17 protein-coding genes are annotated in these 18801 nt (G+C 50.6%); 12 read left to right on the plus strand and 5 right to left on the minus strand.

Features of this window, described 5'->3' with window-relative positions; translation table 11 throughout:
* Positions 1-8 precede the first annotated feature (8 nt).
* From FGS84_RS01585 to FGS84_RS01600, 4 genes are all read left to right on the plus strand, one after another.
* Complete coding sequence (locus FGS84_RS01585) at positions 9-989, plus strand: Gfo/Idh/MocA family oxidoreductase (protein ID WP_138305986.1); 981 nt, start codon at positions 9-11, stop codon at positions 987-989.
* 283 nt (positions 990-1272) lie between these two features.
* Entirely contained in the window at positions 1273-3219 is a 1947-nt protein-coding gene (locus tag FGS84_RS01590) for an oligopeptide transporter, OPT family (RefSeq protein WP_138305987.1), read from the plus strand.
* A 109-nt stretch (positions 3220-3328) separates the two neighbouring features.
* The gene (locus FGS84_RS01595; RefSeq protein ID WP_138305988.1) at positions 3329-3697 is read left to right on the plus strand and encodes a PqqD family protein; all 369 of its coding nucleotides are present in this window, start codon (positions 3329-3331) and stop codon (positions 3695-3697) included.
* 150 nt (positions 3698-3847) lie between these two features.
* Positions 3848-5146 carry a DUF1576 domain-containing protein gene (locus FGS84_RS01600; RefSeq protein ID WP_138305989.1) on the plus strand — a complete coding sequence of 433 codons (1299 nt, stop codon included), beginning with the start codon at positions 3848-3850 and terminating at the stop codon, positions 5144-5146.
* Positions 5147-5153: 7 nt separating this feature from the next.
* Here the strand turns inward: FGS84_RS01600 and FGS84_RS01605 are convergent, their stop codons facing one another.
* Both FGS84_RS01605 and FGS84_RS01610 read right to left on the minus strand, forming a co-directional pair.
* Complete coding sequence (locus FGS84_RS01605) at positions 5154-5465, minus strand: AzlD domain-containing protein (RefSeq protein WP_138305990.1); 312 nt, start codon at positions 5463-5465, stop codon at positions 5154-5156.
* The gene (locus tag FGS84_RS01610) at positions 5455-6174 is read right to left on the minus strand and encodes an AzlC family ABC transporter permease (protein ID WP_138305991.1); all 720 of its coding nucleotides are present in this window, start codon (positions 6172-6174) and stop codon (positions 5455-5457) included. The genes FGS84_RS01605 and FGS84_RS01610 overlap by 11 nt, the downstream gene beginning before the upstream one ends.
* Before the next feature lie 343 nt (positions 6175-6517).
* On the opposite strand from FGS84_RS01610, the gene FGS84_RS01615 reads away from it, so the two are divergent.
* Both FGS84_RS01615 and FGS84_RS01620 read left to right on the plus strand, forming a co-directional pair.
* Positions 6518-8182, plus strand: a complete 1665-nt coding sequence (locus tag FGS84_RS01615; protein WP_138305992.1) for a peptide ABC transporter substrate-binding protein — start codon at positions 6518-6520, stop codon at positions 8180-8182.
* A gap of 309 nt (positions 8183-8491) precedes the next feature.
* A complete protein-coding gene (locus tag FGS84_RS01620) occupies positions 8492-9517 on the plus strand; it encodes an Rpn family recombination-promoting nuclease/putative transposase (protein WP_138305993.1) in 1026 nt (341 codons plus the stop codon).
* A gap of 67 nt (positions 9518-9584) precedes the next feature.
* On the opposite strand, the gene FGS84_RS01625 is transcribed toward FGS84_RS01620, so the two are convergent.
* Both FGS84_RS01625 and FGS84_RS01630 read right to left on the minus strand, forming a co-directional pair.
* A complete protein-coding gene (locus tag FGS84_RS01625; RefSeq protein WP_138305994.1) occupies positions 9585-10994 on the minus strand; it encodes a spore germination protein in 1410 nt (469 codons plus the stop codon).
* Positions 10995-11486: 492 nt separating this feature from the next.
* Entirely contained in the window at positions 11487-11879 is a 393-nt protein-coding gene (locus FGS84_RS01630; RefSeq protein ID WP_138305995.1) for a desulfoferrodoxin family protein, read from the minus strand.
* Between the two features lie 221 nt (positions 11880-12100).
* Here FGS84_RS01630 and FGS84_RS01635 point away from each other — a divergent pair, with 221 nt between their 5' ends.
* A complete protein-coding gene (locus FGS84_RS01635) occupies positions 12101-12535 on the plus strand; it encodes an RrF2 family transcriptional regulator (RefSeq protein WP_138305996.1) in 435 nt (144 codons plus the stop codon).
* Positions 12536-12565: 30 nt separating this feature from the next.
* Positions 12566-13465, plus strand: a complete 900-nt coding sequence (locus tag FGS84_RS01640) for a YitT family protein (RefSeq protein ID WP_138305997.1) — start codon at positions 12566-12568, stop codon at positions 13463-13465.
* A gap of 41 nt (positions 13466-13506) precedes the next feature.
* On the opposite strand, the gene FGS84_RS01645 is transcribed toward FGS84_RS01640, so the two are convergent.
* On the minus strand, positions 13507-14247 hold the full coding sequence (locus FGS84_RS01645) for a tRNA threonylcarbamoyladenosine dehydratase (protein WP_138305998.1): 741 nt from the start codon (positions 14245-14247) through the stop codon (positions 13507-13509).
* A gap of 197 nt (positions 14248-14444) precedes the next feature.
* On the opposite strand from FGS84_RS01645, the gene FGS84_RS01650 reads away from it, so the two are divergent.
* Genes FGS84_RS01650 through FGS84_RS01665 form a run of 4 tightly spaced genes read left to right on the plus strand, consistent with a single transcriptional unit; the run spans position 14445 to position 18801 of the window.
* Positions 14445-16424, plus strand: coding sequence for an NAD(+) synthase (locus FGS84_RS01650; RefSeq protein WP_138305999.1), 1980 nt, complete (start codon positions 14445-14447; stop codon positions 16422-16424).
* Positions 16425-16448: 24 nt separating this feature from the next.
* Entirely contained in the window at positions 16449-17243 is a 795-nt protein-coding gene (locus FGS84_RS01655) for an RNA methyltransferase (RefSeq protein WP_138306000.1), read from the plus strand.
* 39 nt (positions 17244-17282) lie between these two features.
* Positions 17283-17525 (plus strand): hypothetical protein, encoded by a 243-nt coding sequence (locus FGS84_RS01660; protein ID WP_138306001.1) that lies wholly within the window; start codon positions 17283-17285, stop codon positions 17523-17525.
* A complete protein-coding gene (locus tag FGS84_RS01665) occupies positions 17512-18801 on the plus strand; it encodes a patatin-like phospholipase family protein (protein WP_138306002.1) in 1290 nt (429 codons plus the stop codon). Before FGS84_RS01660 ends, FGS84_RS01665 begins: the two co-directional genes overlap by 14 nt.

Consider the following 18801-nt stretch of genomic DNA (forward strand, 5'->3'; position numbering starts at 1 on the left):
CATATCATATGAATTGGGCAATTTTGGCAACTGGTACCATCGCGGCAAAGTTCGCTGACACAGTAAATGGAATGAAGGGTGAGGACCGCCTGGCGGCCTGCGGGTCCCGTTCCGTGGAAAAGGCAGAGGCATTCGGAAAAAAATACGGGATTTCCAGGGCATATGGTTCCTATGAGGAACTTCTCAGGGACCCTGAGGTGGATGCGGTCTATGTGGCTACCCCCAACAACATGCACTATGAAAACTGCATGGCATGCCTTGAAGCGGGAAAGCATGTGTTATGTGAAAAACCATTTACCACCAATGTAAAGGATGGGGAACGGCTGTTTGCCGCAGCAGAGGAAAAGGGGCTGTTTATCATGGAAGCGTTCTGGATCCGCCATCTTCCGGCCCTGAAAAAGATGCAGGAGCTGATACGGGAAGGAGTCATAGGCCAGGTGGGCTTTGCCAGATGCGATTACGGCTTTGTGGCCGGAGGAGCAAGAAAGGCGCGCAAGTTTGATTCCGGTCTGGGCGGAGGCGCGCTTCTGGATGTGGGAATCTATAACCTGGGATTCCTGCGCATGGTCATGGGAGATGTGCCGCCGGAACATTTTACATCAGAGCACCATCTGAATGAATTCGGCACCGATGATTACAGTACGATTCTTCTGCGCTATCCGGGAGGCGCCAGGGCGGCGGCCACCGCCTCCATCGGCATGGATATGCCAAGGGAAGCAGCCGTGTTCGGCTCCGGGGGCTCCATTTACCTGCCGGATTACCAGAAGGCTGAACGGCTGGTCATCCGGCCCATGAAAGGGGAGGAATATGTCCTGGATTTTCCCTTTGAGGTAAATGGATTTGAATATCAGATACAGGAGGTGAACCGGTGCGTCCGTCTGGGCATGTCGTCCAGCGATGTGCTTAAGAAGGAGGATACCCTGGACATCCTTGGTCTGATGGATGAAATCAGGGCTTCCTGGGGACTTGTGTTTGATTGTGAAAAATAATGGATTTCGGAAATTTTTTCCGGCCCCGAACTGCAAAACAGAGAAAATACTTTGTTTTGTAAGGTTTTGGGGCCGTTTTATTTGATAAAAATGAAGGAATAATTAAAAAAATTGATGCAATTCTTACCATTTACACAAAATATGTGGAAATTTTTTCTGAAGAATGTTATAATTGCGGAGATAAGATACAAGCCGCCCTGTTTCGGCAGGGTAGGCTTGTATCTCGCGTAGGAGCCAAAATATTTGGTTTTTATGCGGTTAATACGAAAGGAGCGATAGATACATGAAAGATGAAAATGGCTTTAAACCATTTATACCGGCCCACAAGGTGGTTCCGGAGGTCACCGCGGTTTCCGTGGTTCTGGGTATCCTGCTGGCCGTTCTCTTTGGCGCCGCCAATGCATATCTGGGCCTTCGCGTCGGTATGACCGTGTCCGCATCCATACCTGCGGCCGTTATCTCCATGGGCGTTATCCGGGTAATCCTCAGAAGGGATTCCATTCTGGAAAACAACATGGTGCAGACCATTGGCTCTGCAGGTGAGTCTGTGGCAGCAGGCGCCATCTTTACCCTGCCCGCCCTGTTTATGTGGATGAGCGAGTGGGGGGAGGGAGCGCCTTCCCTGGTGGAGATTGCATTGATTGCGCTGTGCGGAGGGGTTTTGGGCGTCCTGTTCATGATTCCGCTGCGTCAGGCACTGATTGTCAAGGAGCATGGCGTGCTTCCCTATCCGGAGGGCCAGGCATGCGCCGAGGTACTGATTGCAGGAGAGCAGGGCGGTTCCAAGGCCGGCGTAGTATTTGCCGGAATGGGAATTGCAGCCTTGTATAAGTTTGTGGCCGACGGCCTGAAGCTGTTTCCCAGCGATGTGGACTATGATATCCGCAAATATGGCGGAGGCGTGGGTATTTCCGTTCTTCCGGCCCTGGCCGGAGTAGGCTACATCTGCGGTTCTAAGATTTCTTCCTATATGTTTTCGGGAGGCATCATATCATGGCTGATTCTGATGCCCATTATCAAGCTGTTCGGAAGCGGGCTTACAGCGCCCTTTGCCCCGTCTGACGTGCTGGTTAGCGAGATGAGCAGCCAGGCTATGTGGGGCTCTTATATCCGCTACATCGGCGCCGGCGCCGTTGCGGCGGCAGGCATCATAAGCCTGGTTAAGTCCCTTCCCATGATTGTAAATACCTTCCGGGATGCCATGCGTGACTTAAAGGGCGGACGCCAGGTTTCCACCCTGCGTACGGATAAGGACATCCCCATGAATGTGGTGCTTATAGGCGTACTCATTGCCGTGGTAATCATATGGCTGGTTCCGGCGGTTCCTGTGAATTTTGTGGGTGCGCTGCTGATTGCCGTGTTCGGTTTCCTGTTTGCAGCCGTGTCCTCACGTCTGGTGGGACTGGTTGGTTCCTCCAACAATCCGGTTTCCGGTATGGCCATTGCCACGCTGCTGGTGTCTGCACTGGTGCTCAAGGCCGTGTCCGGCGCTACCCATGAGAGCATGATGGGTGTTATCTCCATCGGTGGTGTTATCTGCGTCATTGCAGCCATTGCGGGAGATACCTCCCAGGATTTAAAGACCGGCTATCTGGTAGGCTCCACGCCTAAGAACCAGCAGATGGGCGAGCTGATTGGCGTGGTTTCCTCTGCCATTGCAATCGGAGGCGTGCTTTACCTTCTGAACCAGGCATGGGGCTACGGGTCGGCAGAGCTTCCGGCTCCCCAGGCCATGATTATGAAGACCGTGGTGGAGGGCGTTATGGACGGCAACCTTCCATGGAACATGATTCTGGCAGGCGCGGCCATTGCAGTTGTCATTGAAATCCTTGGGATTCCGGTAATGCCGGTAGCGGTAGGTTTATACCTGCCCCTCAGGACCACTGCTGCCATCATGGTGGGAGGACTGATTCGCCACTGGTATGAAAAGCGTAAATATACCAGGGAAGAGGATAAGAAAGAGGCCATTGACCGGGGTGTGCTCTATACATCAGGCATGATTGCGGGAGAGGGCCTGGTAGGAATCCTTCTGGCTGTATTTGCCATTATCCCGTTTGCAAGTACAAGGGGCGCGAATCTGGGTGATTTCGTTAACCTGTCCGCTATGGAAAACGGATTCGGTGCTTTCCTTGTGAGTCCGGCTGCGAAGATTGTATCTCTCATTGTATTTGCGCTGCTGATGCTTACCATGTGCAAGTTTACCATCTGGCATAAGGATAACAGGAAATAAGCGGTGCGGTGTTATTTTCCCGTGCATGGGGCCGGGTATTACGGAGCGCGTCTGAAAATTGTTTTTTTGCCGCGCTCCGGCTCCCTCTGCATGTTTGTAAAAGAGGAAGATGAAAGGAAGGTTTGCATTGGGCTTCAGTAAGAGAAAAGACCAGAACTATCTGGAAAAGGTACCGGCCAGAAACCCGGAGTTTGCATGGAAAGAGGATGACCAGGGTATGGTGACCGTGGATATGGTGCACAAGGGAATCTTTGACAGGCTGGCCCAGAAGCTGTGGGTCACGCCCAAAGTGAGCCATGTGAAGCTGGACCGGTTCGGAAGCTTTGTCTGGAAACAGATGGACGGGAGCAGGAATATCATTGACATCGGAGCGCTGGTCAGGGAAGAATTCGGTGAACAGGCCGAGCCTCTGTATGAACGGCTGGCTAAATTTGTGAAGATGTTGAGGGACAACCGGTTTGTGATATTCAGTAAATAGACAAAAAGAAAATGCACGGCGGACGGCCTTATTCTGAAAAGGCTGTCCGCCGTGTTTGATAATAAATTTACCAATAGAAGTAAAAAATGTCTTTGCCAACAGGGGGTCTATCAGTTATGATAGAAAAAGAATGTGAATCGGGAGGTATTTATGAAACATTTGGAGCAATTCCATGAACTGAAATCCCTGACCAGGAAGCAGAAGTTTTTTCTGTTGTCGCTGCTCCCTGTTTATTTTATGGTCATTGGGCTGTTTTTGCAGCCAATCCAGGAAATCGGCCCGGGAATCGTGCGCCTGATAAAAGAACCGGATTTCCTGATAACGGATTATTTTGTTGTGGGCGGCGTGGGGGCTGCCCTCATCAATGCCGGCGCCCTGACACTTATGAGCATTGGCATTATCTACTTCATGGGCATGGACATGGACGGCCACACCATCACATCCAGCTGCCTGATGTTCGGGTTCTCGCTGTTCGGCAAGAACCTGCTTAACATATGGGCCATTCTGGCCGGTGTGTACCTGTACGCCCGGTACCACAAGACATCCATGCGCAGGTATATTTACATTGGCCTGTACGGCACCAGCCTGTCGCCAATCATTACCCAGATGATGCAGGTGGGCAACCTGCCGGTGGTGATGCGGATGGCCGTTGCCCTGGCCGTGGGGCTGATTATAGGCTTTGTGCTTCCGCCCCTTTCCACCCATGTGCATTTTGCCCACAAAGGATACTCCCTGTACAATGTGGGATTTGCCTCCGGCATCATAGCCACGGTCATCGTGTCGGTGCTTAAATCCTTTGGGGTGGAGATAGAATCCAGGCTTATCTGGTCCACAGGGAACAATGAGGTATTTGGAATCGTGCTGTCCGTGCTGTTTGGAGGCATGATTGTATGCGGGGTTGCGGTGAGGGGAAAGGGCATATGGGAATCCTACAAGAGAATTATCAAATCCTACGGCATCGGCGGAACCGATTATCTGAGAGATGAGGGCGGAGCCAGCACTGTGTTCAATATGGGGGTCAACGGGCTGTTCGCCACCTATTTCGTGCTGGCAGTGGGAGGCCAGCTGAACGGACCTACCATATGCGGCATTTTTACCATTGTCGGTTTTGGTGCCACGGGAAAACATCTTCGCAATATTGCACCGGTGATGATGGGAGTATATCTGGCCAGCTTCACCAAAACCTGGAATATTTATCAGCCGTCCCCCATGCTGGCCCTTTTGTTCTCCACCACCCTTGCGCCGGTGGCAGGGGAATTCGGCGTGGTGGCCGGAATCGTGGCAGGTTATCTGCATTCCTCCGTGGCCCTTAACGTGGGAATCGTGTATGGAGGCATGAACCTGTATAATAACGGTTATGCAGGGGGAATCGTGGCAATATTTATGGTTCCGGTCATCCAGTCCGTAATGGACAGACGGGCCAGGGCAAGAGGCGGATTGTCGCTGTAGGCAATGGTCATGGCAGGAGGACGAACTCCAGCAGAAACACCATGGCGCATGCGGCCAGGGATACCTTAAACAGGCTCTTTCCCTTCCAGGCCAAAAGGACAGCCACTGCCAGCGCTGCTGCGCCGGACCACACAGATGCAGTGGCGTGGAGTATGGCAGGAAAGGTCATGACGGACAGGGTGACATAGGGTACGTAATAAAGAAAGGACTTTATATATGCGTTCTTGATTTCCTTCTTAATCAGGGTCAGCGGAAGGAGACGAATCAGGTAGGTCACGCCTGCCATTACAAGGATGTACAGGTATACTTTAGGATTCATGTTCATTATCCTCCTTTACAGGGAACAGGATGGCTGCCGCACCGGCAATCAGGATGGTCAGCAGGATGATTTTAAAACCCGAGGACAGGCCGGACAGAATGGGTGCATGGGCAAACACAAGACTTAAGCCCATGGAGGCAAGGATGACGCCGGTGAGAATCCTGCTTGTCTTGGCAGGAGGAATCACCACGGCCAGGAACATTCCATACAGTGCCACGTTCAGGGCGTTTAAGAGCCGTGCCGGAAGCAGCTCGCCGGAAACAGCTCCCAGCAGTGTGCCAAGGGTCCAGCCGGGCACGGCAACGCAGATAAGCCCATAGCTGTAAAAGGGACTCAGCCAGCCCGGGCGGCATACGGATACGCCGAATATCTCGTCCGTAACCCCATAGGACATAAAGAAACGGTGGAAGAAGGGCGCATCCGGGTCCAGCTTCTGGGACAGGGAGCAGGACATAAGGCAGTAGCGCAGATTGATGATGAGCTGGGCCGCTGCCATTTCCATGAAGGGAGCCCCGGCCTGTATGATTCCCAGGGCTGCAAACTGTCCTGCGCTTGTCAGGTTTGTAAAGGACATAATAACGGACTGGAGGGTGGTAAGCCCGGCCCCCCTTGCCATGATTCCGAATGTAAAGGACACGGCCAGATATCCCAGCCCGATGGGAACCCCATCTTTCAGTCCGCAATGAAATTGATGTGAATTGTGCTTCATGATAACCTCTCAGAATGTGAATTGGGATAAGACACCCCTACCAATTATAGCAGGAAAATCCAGGTTGTAAATGCGGTTTTTAAGAAAGTCGGGGAAATCCCCGGCGCAGTCCGGTGTGCTGCCGGTCCTGTTATATTTGTGCGCCCTGATATCCCGGCAGTCCAATGCCGGTATGTACTGCCGGCTGTATACGGGAGGACTGGTACTGCGGACAGGGGAAGAGATGCCGGGAGAAGAAGGCCGCCAAACTGTTTCTCATGTATTGACTTTCCGTATGGGATACAGGTATAATTTCCTGTATTGGATTCTGCTTAACGGGAATCCTGGAAAAAGGAGGAAATTTATGAAGAAAAAATTAAGCCTGTTGCTGTGTGCGGCCCTGGCCGCCGCCCTGTACGGCTGCGGCGGAACACAAAACAGTCCGGCGGGAACAGATGCCGGTACGGAAGCCTCGGCGGATGCCGGGTCTGATTCAGACAAGGGAGGGAAAATCCTTACCTATGCAGTGATGGAAGAACCGGAAACCCTGGACCCCACCATGAATAACTACAGTACGTCATCCACCTTTCTGCAGAATATGTTCTGCGGCCTGTTCCAGCTGGAGGCAGACGGAAGCCTGAGCAATGCCATGTGCGACACATACAAGGTAAGCGGTGACGGACTGACCTATACCTTTACATTGAAGGACGGTCTTAAATGGTCGGATGGAAGCGATTTGACGGCAGGGGATTTTGAATATTCCTGGAAACGCGTCCTGAATCCGGATACGGCTTCCCCCGCAGCATGGGAACTGCACTATCTGAAGGGCGGAGAAGAATATAACACCCAGGGAGGCTCTGCCCAGGATGTTGGGGTGAAGGCCCTGGACGATAAAACCCTGGAAGTGACCCTGAAGGCACCCACGCCGTATTTTCTCTATCTGACCGCGTCCAGCAACTTTTTCCCGGTAAAGCAGGATGTGGTGGAGGGAAAGGAGCCCTGGACCAAGTCCGCGGATACCTATGTGTGCAACGGTGCATTTACCCTGGAAAAGATAAATCCCCAGAGCAGCTATGTGCTGAAGAAAAACCCTAATTACTATGCTGCCGATTCCGTTAAACTGGACGGGGTGGAAATCGTTATCATCCAGTCTCCCGAGTCAGCCTTATCCGCATACAATGCAGGTGAGATTGATGCCATGGGCGATAACCTGGTGACCTCCCAGGCCATTGACCAGTATGGGAACACGGAAGAACTGAAAGGATATGACAAGATTGGAACAAGATATTATGATTTTAACTGTTCCAGGGAGTATCTGTCCAATCCGGATGTGAGAAGGGCCCTGGCCATGGCAATCGACCGCAGGACAATCTGCGAGTCCATTGTTCCGTCCAAACCGGAACCAGCCTACGGATTTGTACCTTATGGGATACCCTATGAAGGTTCCGCTGATGACTTCCGCACCGTATCTGGTGATTTAATCAAAGAGGATGTGGAGGCTGCAAAGCAGCTCATGGCAGATGCAGGATATCCCAACGGAGAGGGATTCCCAACCCTGACCTTTATTGTCACCAACACAAAAGAGAACAAGGACATTGCCCAGGTAATCCAGTCCATGTGGAAGGATAATCTTGGCGTACAGGCAGATATTGTTACCTTTGAGTCAAAGGTCTACTGGGATGAGCAGAAGGCCGGAAACTTTGATGTATGCTTTGACGGATGGACCGGTGACTACCTGGACCCGGACACAAACCTGAACTGCTTTACCCAGGCCCGGGCCTACAACCAGAACCGCTGGAGCGGGGACAATGCCATGAAATATGACAGCATGATAGAGGAATGCCGCAACCTGGCAGATAACAGCAGGCGTATGGAGATATTTAAGGAGGCAGAGGCCATTCTGATGGATGAGATGCCTATTATACCTCTGTATTATCTGAACGCCGTTGTCCTGGCAAAGCCGGATGTATCAGGTCTGGTGAAGAACGCAAACGGCCATACCCTGTTCAGGAATGCGGATAAGATTTAATATCTGTATTTAAAACCTTATGAATTAAAATAGAGATTGGCAGCGCCGGTTATTCCCCTTCTTGAGAATGGAGGGAGGCCGGCGCTGTTTTTTATATGCTGAGGTGGCAAGAGAAGAGGTGTCAAAAGGCCGGGGATTATTGAAAACAGGTCCGTTATATGGTATACTGAACCAATCAGATTGTTTCCAAGCAATCTATATAAGAGTCTTGCCCGGCGGGAAATCCGTTATTTTCTGCCCGGGACTGGCGTATCTGCCGGGAATTCCAATGGTGTCTCATAAAATAAAAGGTCAGGGAGGGTTATGCCTATGGTAAAATGGCGCAGAGGGCGCATCATACGGTTTTTTAAGGAAGGTAAAAAGAAAGTGGATTTGCAGCTAAAGCAGCTGGCGGACAGCGGCAGGCCCCTGGATATCTGTCTGACCAATGATTTTGCTTTTAAGAAGACCTTCCGCAATAAAATTGCGCTGACAGGGCTTTTGAGCAGCCTGCTGGATATTCCTGAAAAGGAAATAATAAGTTTGGAATTTCCTGACACATTTCTGCACGGGGAATATGCACAAGACCGGGAAGGGATACTGGATGTCAAGGTACATCTGAATCATTCCAAAAAAATCAATATAGAAATTCAGGTTCTGTCCCATCCATATTGGGAGGAGCGAAGCCTGTTCTACCTCAGCCGTATGTATGCGGAAGATTTTTTAAAAGGCCAGAATTATGATGCCCTTGAGGAGTGCGTACATATAAGCATTCTGGGATTTCCGCTGAGCAGCACAACACATTTTTATTCAGTTATACGGCTCAGGGATGACAGAACAGGGAGAGTCTATAGTGACAAAATCAGTCTGCGTGTGCTATACTTAAATAAATTAGATTCCTGCAGTGAAGAAGAAAAGCAAACAGAGGTATACCACTGGGCAAAGCTTATATCCGCCCGTGACTGGGAGGTGCTTAAAGACATGGCAAAGAGAAACCGTTATATGAAGGAAGCAGTAGAGGAACTGGAACGCCTGAATGCTGACAAAGAACTGCGTTATCTGTACCTGCAGCGCCTGAAAGCAGCCAGCGATGAGGCTACGATGCGCAGCTATTATAAGAAACTGGCGCAGGAGGCGGTTCAGAATGGGATGTCCCAAGGACTGGAGCAGGGATTATTGCAGGGATTAGAGCAGGGATTAGAGCAGGGACTGTCACAGGGCATCAAAGCCATGATAGAAGATAACCTGGAAGAGGGAAAAGACAAGGAAATCATTTTAAACAAGCTGGAGAAACGTTTTTCATTGTCGAAAGAAGATGCAGCAGCCTATTTTGATATGTATTCTAATATGAGTTAGGAAACAGAACCGGCCAAAAGCCGGTTCTCTGTTTCTTCACCATGTTTCCCGCAGGAAAAAAATACAACTACTTCTCTGTATGGGGCAGCCGTCCTCTGAGAAAACGCTTCTTTAATTCCGACAGGCTGAAGGGAATCAGCGGATAAATATAACTCTTGCCGGCAATTGTCCGGTTGAATATGATAGCGCAGGCAGACAGAATGACTCCGATGACAAATCCCCAAATATTCAGGATGGCTGTCAGTATCAAAATAATGATACGCATGAATTTCATGGCGTAACCCAATTCAAAGCTGGCCTGGGAGTAATTGGCGATGGTTACAAATGCCATGTACAGCATGGTTTCACTGTTGAACCATCCGGATTTTACTGCGTATTCTCCCAGAACAATACCGGCTATAACACTGAGGGGAGTGGTCAGCATATTGGGGGTATTGACAGCAGCCAGCCGCAGGCCGTCAATGGCAAATTCCAGTATGAGAAGCTGCCAGATTAAAGGTACGTTAAGCGGGTCTGACAGCCGGATAAAAGCCAGCCAGTCCGGTATAAGCTCCGTATTCTGCATGAACAGAAGCCATGTGGGGGTCAGGAGCAGGGACAGCAGGGATATGGTCATCCTGGACAGACGCAGGTAGGTGCCTGTAATGGGAGGAAAGTAGTAATCATCTGCCTCTTCGATGATATCAAAAACAGAGGAAGGAAGTATCATGGCAGACGGAGAGTTATCCACCAGGATAATGATGTTTCCTTCTAAAATAGAAGCAGCCGCTGTGTCCGGACGTTCTGAAAACTTGAATTTGGGAAAAGGGTTGAACCATTTATAGGGAAAGAGGCATTCCGCCAGGCTTTCCTGATTCATGGTCAATGCATCTACCTTTAGATTCTGAATCCGTTTTTTGATTTTATCCAGGAGCTGTTTATCCACCCGGTTCTCCATATAACAGATGGCAATATCGGTGTGGGAGCTCTCGCCGGCGGACGTGATTTCCATGGTGAGTCTGGGGTCCCGGATTCTGCGGCGAATCAGGGCTGTATTAAAAATCAGGGTTTCAACAAAACCATCCCTGGAGCCCCGCATAACCTTATCTTTTTCCGGCTCACTGACACCGCGGGAAGGATAGGTACGGCAGTCAATGGTAATACATTTATCGTAGCCGTCAATAAAGAGACAGGATACGCCGGATAACAGCTGGACCGTCATATCCTGGTCATTGGCAAGCAGTCCAATCTCTCCGTAAGGAACATACTGTTTGGAGAAGCCGTGGGCGTCCTCAGGCATATCCTCAGGTTTGATGGTGGAAAACACCTGCAGTATTTTCAACAGGGAATCGTCCTTTGTAAAACCATCTATGAAATAAAGGCATGCTTCCCGGCCGCCGATATGGACAACGCGGTATACCACGTCAAAATTCGTCTGTACATTCAGCTTTTTGTGAAGGTAAGTAATATTGTCCTTTAAATTTTGGGAAAATTCCATGGTTTCTTCCTTTCTGTGTGACTTCAGATAAAAATTCTGGCTTAAGTTAGTATGTACCGATGAAAGATAAATATACAGGGGACATTTGTCTTTGAACCGCGCACAGGTGGAAGAATTTTATATAAAAACTTGTTTACAGGGTAAGGGAATTCACTAATATGCACAAAGATGATTGACAAATCATGGGAGCAGTGGTATAGTGTCCATGTAAGAAGCACAAAGGAGTGCCTTACAGGTTTTTGTTTGGTATGGGGATGCCAGATAAACTAATAGTGTGACGGTTTTTGAACGTGACTGAGAGCTGCCTTCTGTGGGGGAAGGGCGGCTCTCATTTTTTTGTCAGAATTTTTGTCGTGATGTGTCCGGCAATCCGCCTCTGAAGATGCAGAGGTTATCAGTCTCTTCGTCCCGGTACAGCCCGCTAGCAGTTCAGGAACAGGTTGGGAGCATCACACCGGGGAGCATCACACCCGGATGTATCAGACGGGAATATCAGAGCGATGTTTTCCACAGTCCGTGAAGATTGCAGTAAGCATAGGCTGCGGCGGGCCTGTCGCCATCTTCCAGGGTGAAGCATGCCACTGGCTCGCAATCAGGGGTTAAGGGAACACGCATGATGCAGCCGGCTTTTGTCACAAGGCATACCCATCCAATGCTGTGCTCCTGCCCCATGGGATGGAAAATGTTTCCTACCTTGACCGTTACGTGGAGTCCTTCCTGTTCCACTACCGGAAGATGCTTTTCCGCCGCACCCTCAGAGGTTGTAGGCTCCAGGATTTCAAAGGGTTTGCAGGAATCAGGGAGAGCTGCATTGGGCGCCGGTGAAAGGGCCTCCAACACAATGTTATGGTTTTTGTCTGTCAGGAATACCGGTTCATTCTTCATGAAAATCCTCCGTTCTCAGTGGTCAGCAGGCTGGCCGCATGGAATCAGCCCTGCAATTTTTCTCGGTTTCCATATTATTTTCCCGAAAATGGTGCACTCTATTCATAAAGCTTTCAGGCAGACCTGGCAGGGACAATAACTTACTATTGACATATTTCCTACAGGAATAGTATGATATACTCATGACAGGATAAAATTTAAGATAAAGGACGTGAACATACATGCTTGTATCGACAAAAGGCCGTTATGCCCTCCGCACCATGGTGGATTTAGCCATTCACGGAGACGGCGAGCCTGTTAAAATAAAGGATATTGCCAACCGCCAGGGTATCTCCGGTAAATACCTGGAGCAGATTATTTCCATCTTATCCAGGGCGGGTTATGTGCGCAGCATCAGGGGAAACCAGGGAGGATATTACCTGGCCAGGCCGTCCTCGGACTATACAGTGGGTTCTATTCTGAGAATCACGGAAGGCAGTCTGGCTCCGGTGGACTGTTTAAGCGGCGATGAGAATCCCTGTACCAGACAGATGGACTGTGTGACCCTTCGGCTGTGGCGTGAACTGGATGAGGCCATCAGCGGGGTAGTGGATAAATATACATTGGAGGATTTGGTTCAATGGCAGAAAAGCATGAAGGATAATTATGTGATATGATGACTATATGAAACAGGAGCGAAGTACCCTATGGGACAGATTCTGAGAATCTCTGATTTTATCAATCAATGGAAGAAAGACAGACGGGTAAGGATTGGCATCACGGTGGCTGCAGTGCTTGTGTCCGCCCTTATTCAGTCCTATGCACTGCAGGTTTTTGTGCGTCCCGCCGGTATTATATCCGGCGGATTCACAGGCATGGCCATGCTTGTGGAACGGCTGGGAGAATTGAAGGGACTTAATATTCCCATGCAGGTCACCATGCTTTTGCTGAATATTCCGGTGGCGTTTCTCTGCTGTAAGGGAATCAGCATCCGTTTTACCGTTTTTTCCCTGGTCCAGGTATTCCTGAGCAGTATTTTCCTGCAGATATTTGATTTCAGCCCTATTTTCACGGATGAGGTGCTGAATGTTATATTTGGAGGCGTTATTTTTGGAAGCGCAATCGTCATTGCACTCAGGGGGAATGCATCCACCGGAGGCACTGACTTTATCGCCTTGTTTGTATCCAACCGCACAGGGCATTCCATCTGGTCCTATGTGTTTTTCGGAAATGCAGTGATGTACTGTTTTTACGGAGCTATTTTTGGCTGGAAGCACGCAGGATACTCTATTATCTTCCAGTTTATCTCAACCCGCATGATTTCCGCCTTCCACCACCGCTACGAGCTGGTCACCCTCCAGGCCACCACCATAAAGGGCCGGGAGGTGGTGGATGCCTATATCAGCCATTTCCGTCATGGAATGTCCTGTGTGGAAGCCATGGGAGGGTACAGCAAAAAGAAAATGTACCTGTTAAACACGGTTATATCCGCTTATGAGGTAAACAATGCCATCCACATCATGCAGGAAGCGGATGAGCATATCATTATCAATGTGCTGAGGACACAGCAGTTTGTGGGCAGGTTTTACCGGGCTCCCATGGAGTAGGGAATGAAGCAATCATAAATCGGACACAGGGATATCTGAGGCTATGAAAGGGCGCAGATATCCCTTATGATTTCTCCGGCTATTATCAGGCCTGCCACAGGCGGCACAAAGGAAATGCTTCCCGGAGTGGCGCGGCGGCACCCGGTATCCTCAGCTGTCCGGCCCGGCGTAAGAGGCTGTTCCGGCGACCAGCAGACTTTCAGAGAGGAAATATTCCTGGCCTTAAGTTCCTTTCGCATTACCTTGCAGAGAGGACACACAGAGGTCTGGAAGATATCGGATATCCGGAACAGTTCTGGATGCAGCTTGTTGCCGGTCCCCATGGAAGCAATCATTCGGATGCCGTGTGAGGCCGCAAAATCCGCCAGAGCCAGTTTGGCTGTCACCGTATCAATGGCATCCAGGATATAATCAACAGAGCCGGCTGGACCCATCCGGTGTTTTATTTGTTCAAAAAGGTTGTCCATATTATCAGGAAGGACGAATTCCTCAAAGGTAATGACCTGGGTATCAGGACAGATATCTGCAATCTTATCCTTCATGACCCGGGTCTTAAACTGTCCCATGGTACTGTGGAGCGCAATGCTCTGCCTGTTAATATTTGTAAGGGAGACAGTATCGTTGTCCACAAGCACCAGACGTCCCACCCCGCATCTGGCCAGTGCCTCCACGGCATGGGACCCAACCCCGCCCACCCCGAAAACAGCCACAGTGGATTCCTTAAGAATCTTTATTCCGTCCTCGCCTATGAGCATTTCAGTTCTGGAAAATTCATTTATCATATAGAAACAACTCCTGCATTTTATTTGTTTTATTGATTGTATAATAGAATCAGGGGGATGTAAATGGGGAGTTTTGGGAAGGCGAGGGAGTGTCAGCCCGTTTGCCCGTCCTCAATCCCTGCCCAATTCCTCCCTATATTTTTCTTCCAATCTGTGGTATATTAAATCAAAACAATTATTTTCGATGGAGGCCAGACATGAAAGATGGATTTTTACGGGTTGCAGCTGCCACGCCGAAGGTCAGGGTGGCTGACCCGCAATATAATGCACAGCAGATTATGGATTTGATTGGTCAGGGACACAGCAGGGGTGTGAAGCTTATGGTGTTTCCGGAGCTTTGCCTTACGGCTTATACATGTGCTGACCTGTTTGGACAGAGGCCGCTGCTCAGGAAGGCAAGGGAGGAGCTGGACCGCATTGTCCGGTTTACGGACGGTAAGGATATCCTGGTGTTTCTGGGACTTCCCTGGGAGCGGGATGGGAAGCTTTACAATGCGGCTGCGGCTGTCCATAAAGGGAGGCTTCTGGGCGTGGTGCCCAAGAGAAACCTGCCTAATTATTCGGAGTTTTATGAGGCCAGGAATTTTTGCCCGGGCAATGAACGCGCAGTCATGATTGACTGGAATGGGGCCAGGGTCCCCATGGGCACGAATCTCCTGTTTAAGTGTAAGACCATGCAGGGGCTTACGGTTGCGGCTGAAATATGCGAGGATGTGTGGGTGCCGTGCCCGCCCAGCATCAGACATGCCCTGGCCGGGGCAACGGTGGTAGTGAACTGTTCTGCCAGCGATGAGACAACAGGTAAGGACATGTACCGCCATGAGCTGATTTGCAGCCAGTCAGCCAGGCTGGTGTGCGGATATATCTATGCCAATGCAGGGGAGGGGGAATCCACCCAGGATTTGGTGTTTGGAGGCCAGAATATCATTGCTGAAAACGGAACCTGCCTGGTGGAGTCCAGACGGTTTATCAACGAGAGCATTTGTGCTGATATGGATTTGGAACGGCTGGACAGTGAGCGCAGGCGCATGAGTACCTTCCCGGACCCTGCGGCGGCCAGGGAGGAAGGCGGGTATCTGACTGTGGAATTCAGCTTTGATGCGGATTTGGAGGACTGCGCAGAGAGTCAGGATGTCCTGGCTTATGGGGCTTTCCAGGCAGGCGGGGATGTGCTCCGGTTTGTGGACCCGGCCCCCTTTGTACCCAGGGATGAGAGGCAGCGCAGCAGGCGCTGTGAGGAGATTCTTTCCATTCAGGCCATGGGACTTAAGAAGCGTCTGGAACACACGGGATGCCATGATGCGGTGATTGGGCTGTCCGGAGGACTTGATTCCACGCTGGCCCTGCTGGTGACCGTGAGGGCGTTTGACAGTCTTAAGATACCCCGGTCCGGCATACATTGTATAACCATGCCCTGTTTCGGGACCACGGACAGGACTTACAACAATGCCTGCACCCTGGCGAAAAAGGTGGGTGCAGAGCTTCGGGAGATTCCAATCAGGGAGGCTGTGACCCGTCATTTTGAGGATATCGGCCATGATACGGACAAGCATGATGTGACCTATGAGAACAGCCAGGCCAGGGAAAGAACCCAGGTCCTCATGGATATTGCCAATGAGGCGGGAGGCATGGTAATCGGGACCGGCGACATGTCTGAGCTGGCTTTGGGATGGGCTACCTACAATGGAGACCATATGTCCATGTATGGAGTCAATGGGTCGGTTCCCAAGACACTGGTCCGTCATCTGGTCCGCTACTATGCGGATACCTGCAATGAAAAGGAACTGGCCGATGTACTCCTTGACGTGCTGGATACACCTGTCAGCCCGGAACTGCTGCCTCCGGAGGATGGCAGGATTTCCCAGAAAACAGAGGATTTAGTGGGGCCCTATGAGCTTCATGATTTTTATCTCTACTATATACTCCGGTATGGATATGCCCCGTCCAAGATTTTCCGTCTGGCCCTCCAGGCATTTAAGTCCCGGTATGACAGGGAAACCATACTTAAGTGGCTGAAGGTGTTTTACAGACGTTTCTTCAGCCAGCAGTTTAAGCGTTCCTGCCTTCCGGACGGACCGAAGGTGGGTTCGGTGGCGGTTTCTCCCAGGGGAGATTTAAGAATGCCCAGTGATGCATCAGGCAGGCTGTGGCTGGAGGAGCTGGAAGGCATTAAATAAGCAGGGTCAGGAGAATGGATACAGATGATTAACAGTACATCGAACAAGCAGGTCAAGCGTGTTGTGAGCCTGAGAAGCAAAGCAAAGGCCCGGCGGGAAGAGAATATGTATGTGGTGGAAGGTCTCAGGATGTGCCGGGAACTGAAACCGGAGGATGTGGATGCCCTGTATGTTACAGAGAGCTTCGCAGGAGACGGAAACAACAGGAAATGGATGGAAAAGTTCCGTCCGGAGACAGTCAGTGATGTGGTCATGAATGTGATGGCGGATACACAGACTCCCCAGGGAGTGCTGGCCGTGGTGAGACAGAAGCGTTATACCATGGAGGACATTTTAAAGCCCGCAGACGGCAGACCTCTTGCCATCATGGTCCTGGAAACCATACAGGACCCGGGAAATCTGGGAACCGTTATCCGTGCCGGAGAGGGCGCGGGAATCACCGGGATTGTCATGAATCATGATACTGCGGATTTGTATAATCCAAAGGTCATCCGCTCCACGATGGGGTCTATATTCAGAATGCCGTTTGTGTATGTGGATGACCTGCAGGAAGCCTGCAGAATGATGAAAAACAGGGGGGTACGCCTTTTTGCGGCTCATCTGAAAGGTATGAATAATTATGACCAGGAAGATTATACTGACAATGTGGGCTTTTTAATTGGAAATGAGGCCAACGGTCTCACGGAGGAAACCACCTCGCTGGCAGACTGCCTGGTGAAGATACCCATGGAGGGTAAGGTGGAGTCCCTGAACGCGGCCATTGCAGCATCTGTTCTTATGTTTGAGACTGCCAGGCAGAGGAGAAACCGCCGGCGGTAACTGCTGGCCCGTCCTGTCCACAGAAAGGAGAAAGGGATTATGTTATCAGTTGGATGGCTTGTATCATTTTTAGTCTTTCTGGGTTTGGAACTGGCTTTTGGCTGCCTGACTTCCCTGTGGTTTGCAGCCGGAGCCATAGGCGGATTTGCGGCAGCTCTGGCAGGGCTGCCCATGGAGGCGCAGCTGGCAGTGTTTGTGGCGGTATCATTCCTCACGCTTATTCTGATACGTCCCCTGGCATTTATACTGGGCAGACGGGAAAGGGCAGGTGGACATCATTAAGCTTCAGCTGGATTTGAGTAAGGAATATGGAATTGTCCTGGAGGGGGGCGGGGCCAAAGGCGCCTATCAGATAGGCGCCTGGCGCGCGCTCCGGGAAGCAGGCATCAGGATAAAAGGCGCGGCGGGTACTTCCGTCGGCGCCCTGAACGGCGCCCTCATTTGTATGGATGACTTTGAAAAGGCAGAGCGCATATGGGAGAATATCAGCTATTCCAGGGTTATGGATGTGGATGATGAACTTATGGACCGTCTGAGAAAATTCAGCCTTAAGAATATTTCCAGCCTTGCATCCCTTAATGTGGGAGAATTAATAACCGGAGCCATACGTGTTCTGAGAGACGGCGGATTTGATATCGCTCCGCTCAGGGCTTTGATTGATGATGTGGTGGATGAGGAAAAGATACGAAATTCAGACAGGGAACTCTATGTGGTAACATACTCCATTTCCGACCGGCATCCCCTTATTGCCAATGTAAAGGAGGCTCCGGAAGGCGGGATGGCTGACCTGCTCATGGCCAGCGCCTATCTGATTGGCTTCCGCCAGGAACGGCTGGGCGGTAAGTATTATATGGATGGCGGAGGAATCAATAATGTGCCGGTGGATGTACTTCTGGACAGAGGATATAAGGACGTGATTGTCCTGAGGATATATGGCTATGGGGTGGATACGGAAAAGAAACTGGAAGTGCCGGAGGGAGTAACCCTGTACCATGTGGCGCCCAGGAGGGATTTGGGAGGCCTTCTGGAGTTTGACAGACGCAGGGCCAGAAGAAACATGCTGCTGGGATATTTTGACGGCAAACGCATGCTCTACGGACTGGCAGGACGTGTCTATTATATTGACGCGCCGGAAGGCGAGCCATATTATTTTGATAAGATGATGTCGGAGATGCAGACCCTTCTTTCTTATATGGAGCAGGAGAGGAAAGATGAAGGGGAGACGAAAAACGGGCGGGAAATACCCATGCAGGCCCCCTTAACCCAGGCGCCTTTGGACCAGGCTGTTTTGTCCCGGGAATCCATTCCCGCATACCCCGGGTACCGCATTTTCACAGAGCAGATATTCCCGCGGCTGGCAAAGGAACTGAAGCTGAAGGAGGGGTGGGACTACAAGGATTTGTACCTGTCTATACTGGAGGATTTGGCAAAACAGTACCGTATCAGCCGTTTTAAAATTTATACAGTGGAGGAGCTGCTGCGCCTGATACACAAAAAAGCGGGTACCGCGGCATTAAAAGCCATGATACCGGTACTTGACAGCGGCACTCAGGTGTAG

This window comes from Clostridium sp. 1001271st1 H5 (assembly GCF_005845215.1).
Classification (GTDB): domain Bacteria; phylum Bacillota; class Clostridia; order Lachnospirales; family Lachnospiraceae; genus Enterocloster.

Excerpts from the sequence above, each read along its gene's own strand:
- FGS84_RS01640 (WP_138305997.1), top strand. The coding sequence starts at position 12,566 with ATGGGACAGATTCTGAGAATCTCTGATTTTATCAATCAATGGAAGAAA.
- FGS84_RS01655 (WP_138306000.1), top strand. The coding sequence starts at position 16,449 with ATGATTAACAGTACATCGAACAAGCAGGTCAAGCGTGTTGTGAGCCTG.
- FGS84_RS01645 (WP_138305998.1), bottom strand. The coding sequence starts at position 14,247 with ATGATAAATGAATTTTCCAGAACTGAAATGCTCATAGGCGAGGACGGA.
- FGS84_RS01605 (WP_138305990.1), bottom strand. The coding sequence starts at position 5,465 with ATGAATCCTAAAGTATACCTGTACATCCTTGTAATGGCAGGCGTGACC.
- FGS84_RS01610 (WP_138305991.1), bottom strand. The coding sequence starts at position 6,174 with ATGAAGCACAATTCACATCAATTTCATTGCGGACTGAAAGATGGGGTT.
- FGS84_RS01620 (WP_138305993.1), top strand. The coding sequence starts at position 8,492 with ATGGTAAAATGGCGCAGAGGGCGCATCATACGGTTTTTTAAGGAAGGT.
- FGS84_RS01635 (WP_138305996.1), top strand. The coding sequence starts at position 12,101 with ATGCTTGTATCGACAAAAGGCCGTTATGCCCTCCGCACCATGGTGGAT.
- FGS84_RS01630 (WP_138305995.1), bottom strand. The coding sequence starts at position 11,879 with ATGAAGAATGAACCGGTATTCCTGACAGACAAAAACCATAACATTGTG.
- FGS84_RS01650 (WP_138305999.1), top strand. The coding sequence starts at position 14,445 with ATGAAAGATGGATTTTTACGGGTTGCAGCTGCCACGCCGAAGGTCAGG.
- FGS84_RS01590 (WP_138305987.1), top strand. The coding sequence starts at position 1,273 with ATGAAAGATGAAAATGGCTTTAAACCATTTATACCGGCCCACAAGGTG.
- FGS84_RS01615 (WP_138305992.1), top strand. The coding sequence starts at position 6,518 with ATGAAGAAAAAATTAAGCCTGTTGCTGTGTGCGGCCCTGGCCGCCGCC.
- FGS84_RS01600 (WP_138305989.1), top strand. The coding sequence starts at position 3,848 with ATGAAACATTTGGAGCAATTCCATGAACTGAAATCCCTGACCAGGAAG.
- FGS84_RS01585 (WP_138305986.1), top strand. The coding sequence starts at position 9 with ATGAATTGGGCAATTTTGGCAACTGGTACCATCGCGGCAAAGTTCGCT.
- FGS84_RS01595 (WP_138305988.1), top strand. The coding sequence starts at position 3,329 with ATGAAAGGAAGGTTTGCATTGGGCTTCAGTAAGAGAAAAGACCAGAAC.
- FGS84_RS01660 (WP_138306001.1), top strand. The coding sequence starts at position 17,283 with ATGTTATCAGTTGGATGGCTTGTATCATTTTTAGTCTTTCTGGGTTTG.
- FGS84_RS01625 (WP_138305994.1), bottom strand. The coding sequence starts at position 10,994 with ATGGAATTTTCCCAAAATTTAAAGGACAATATTACTTACCTTCACAAA.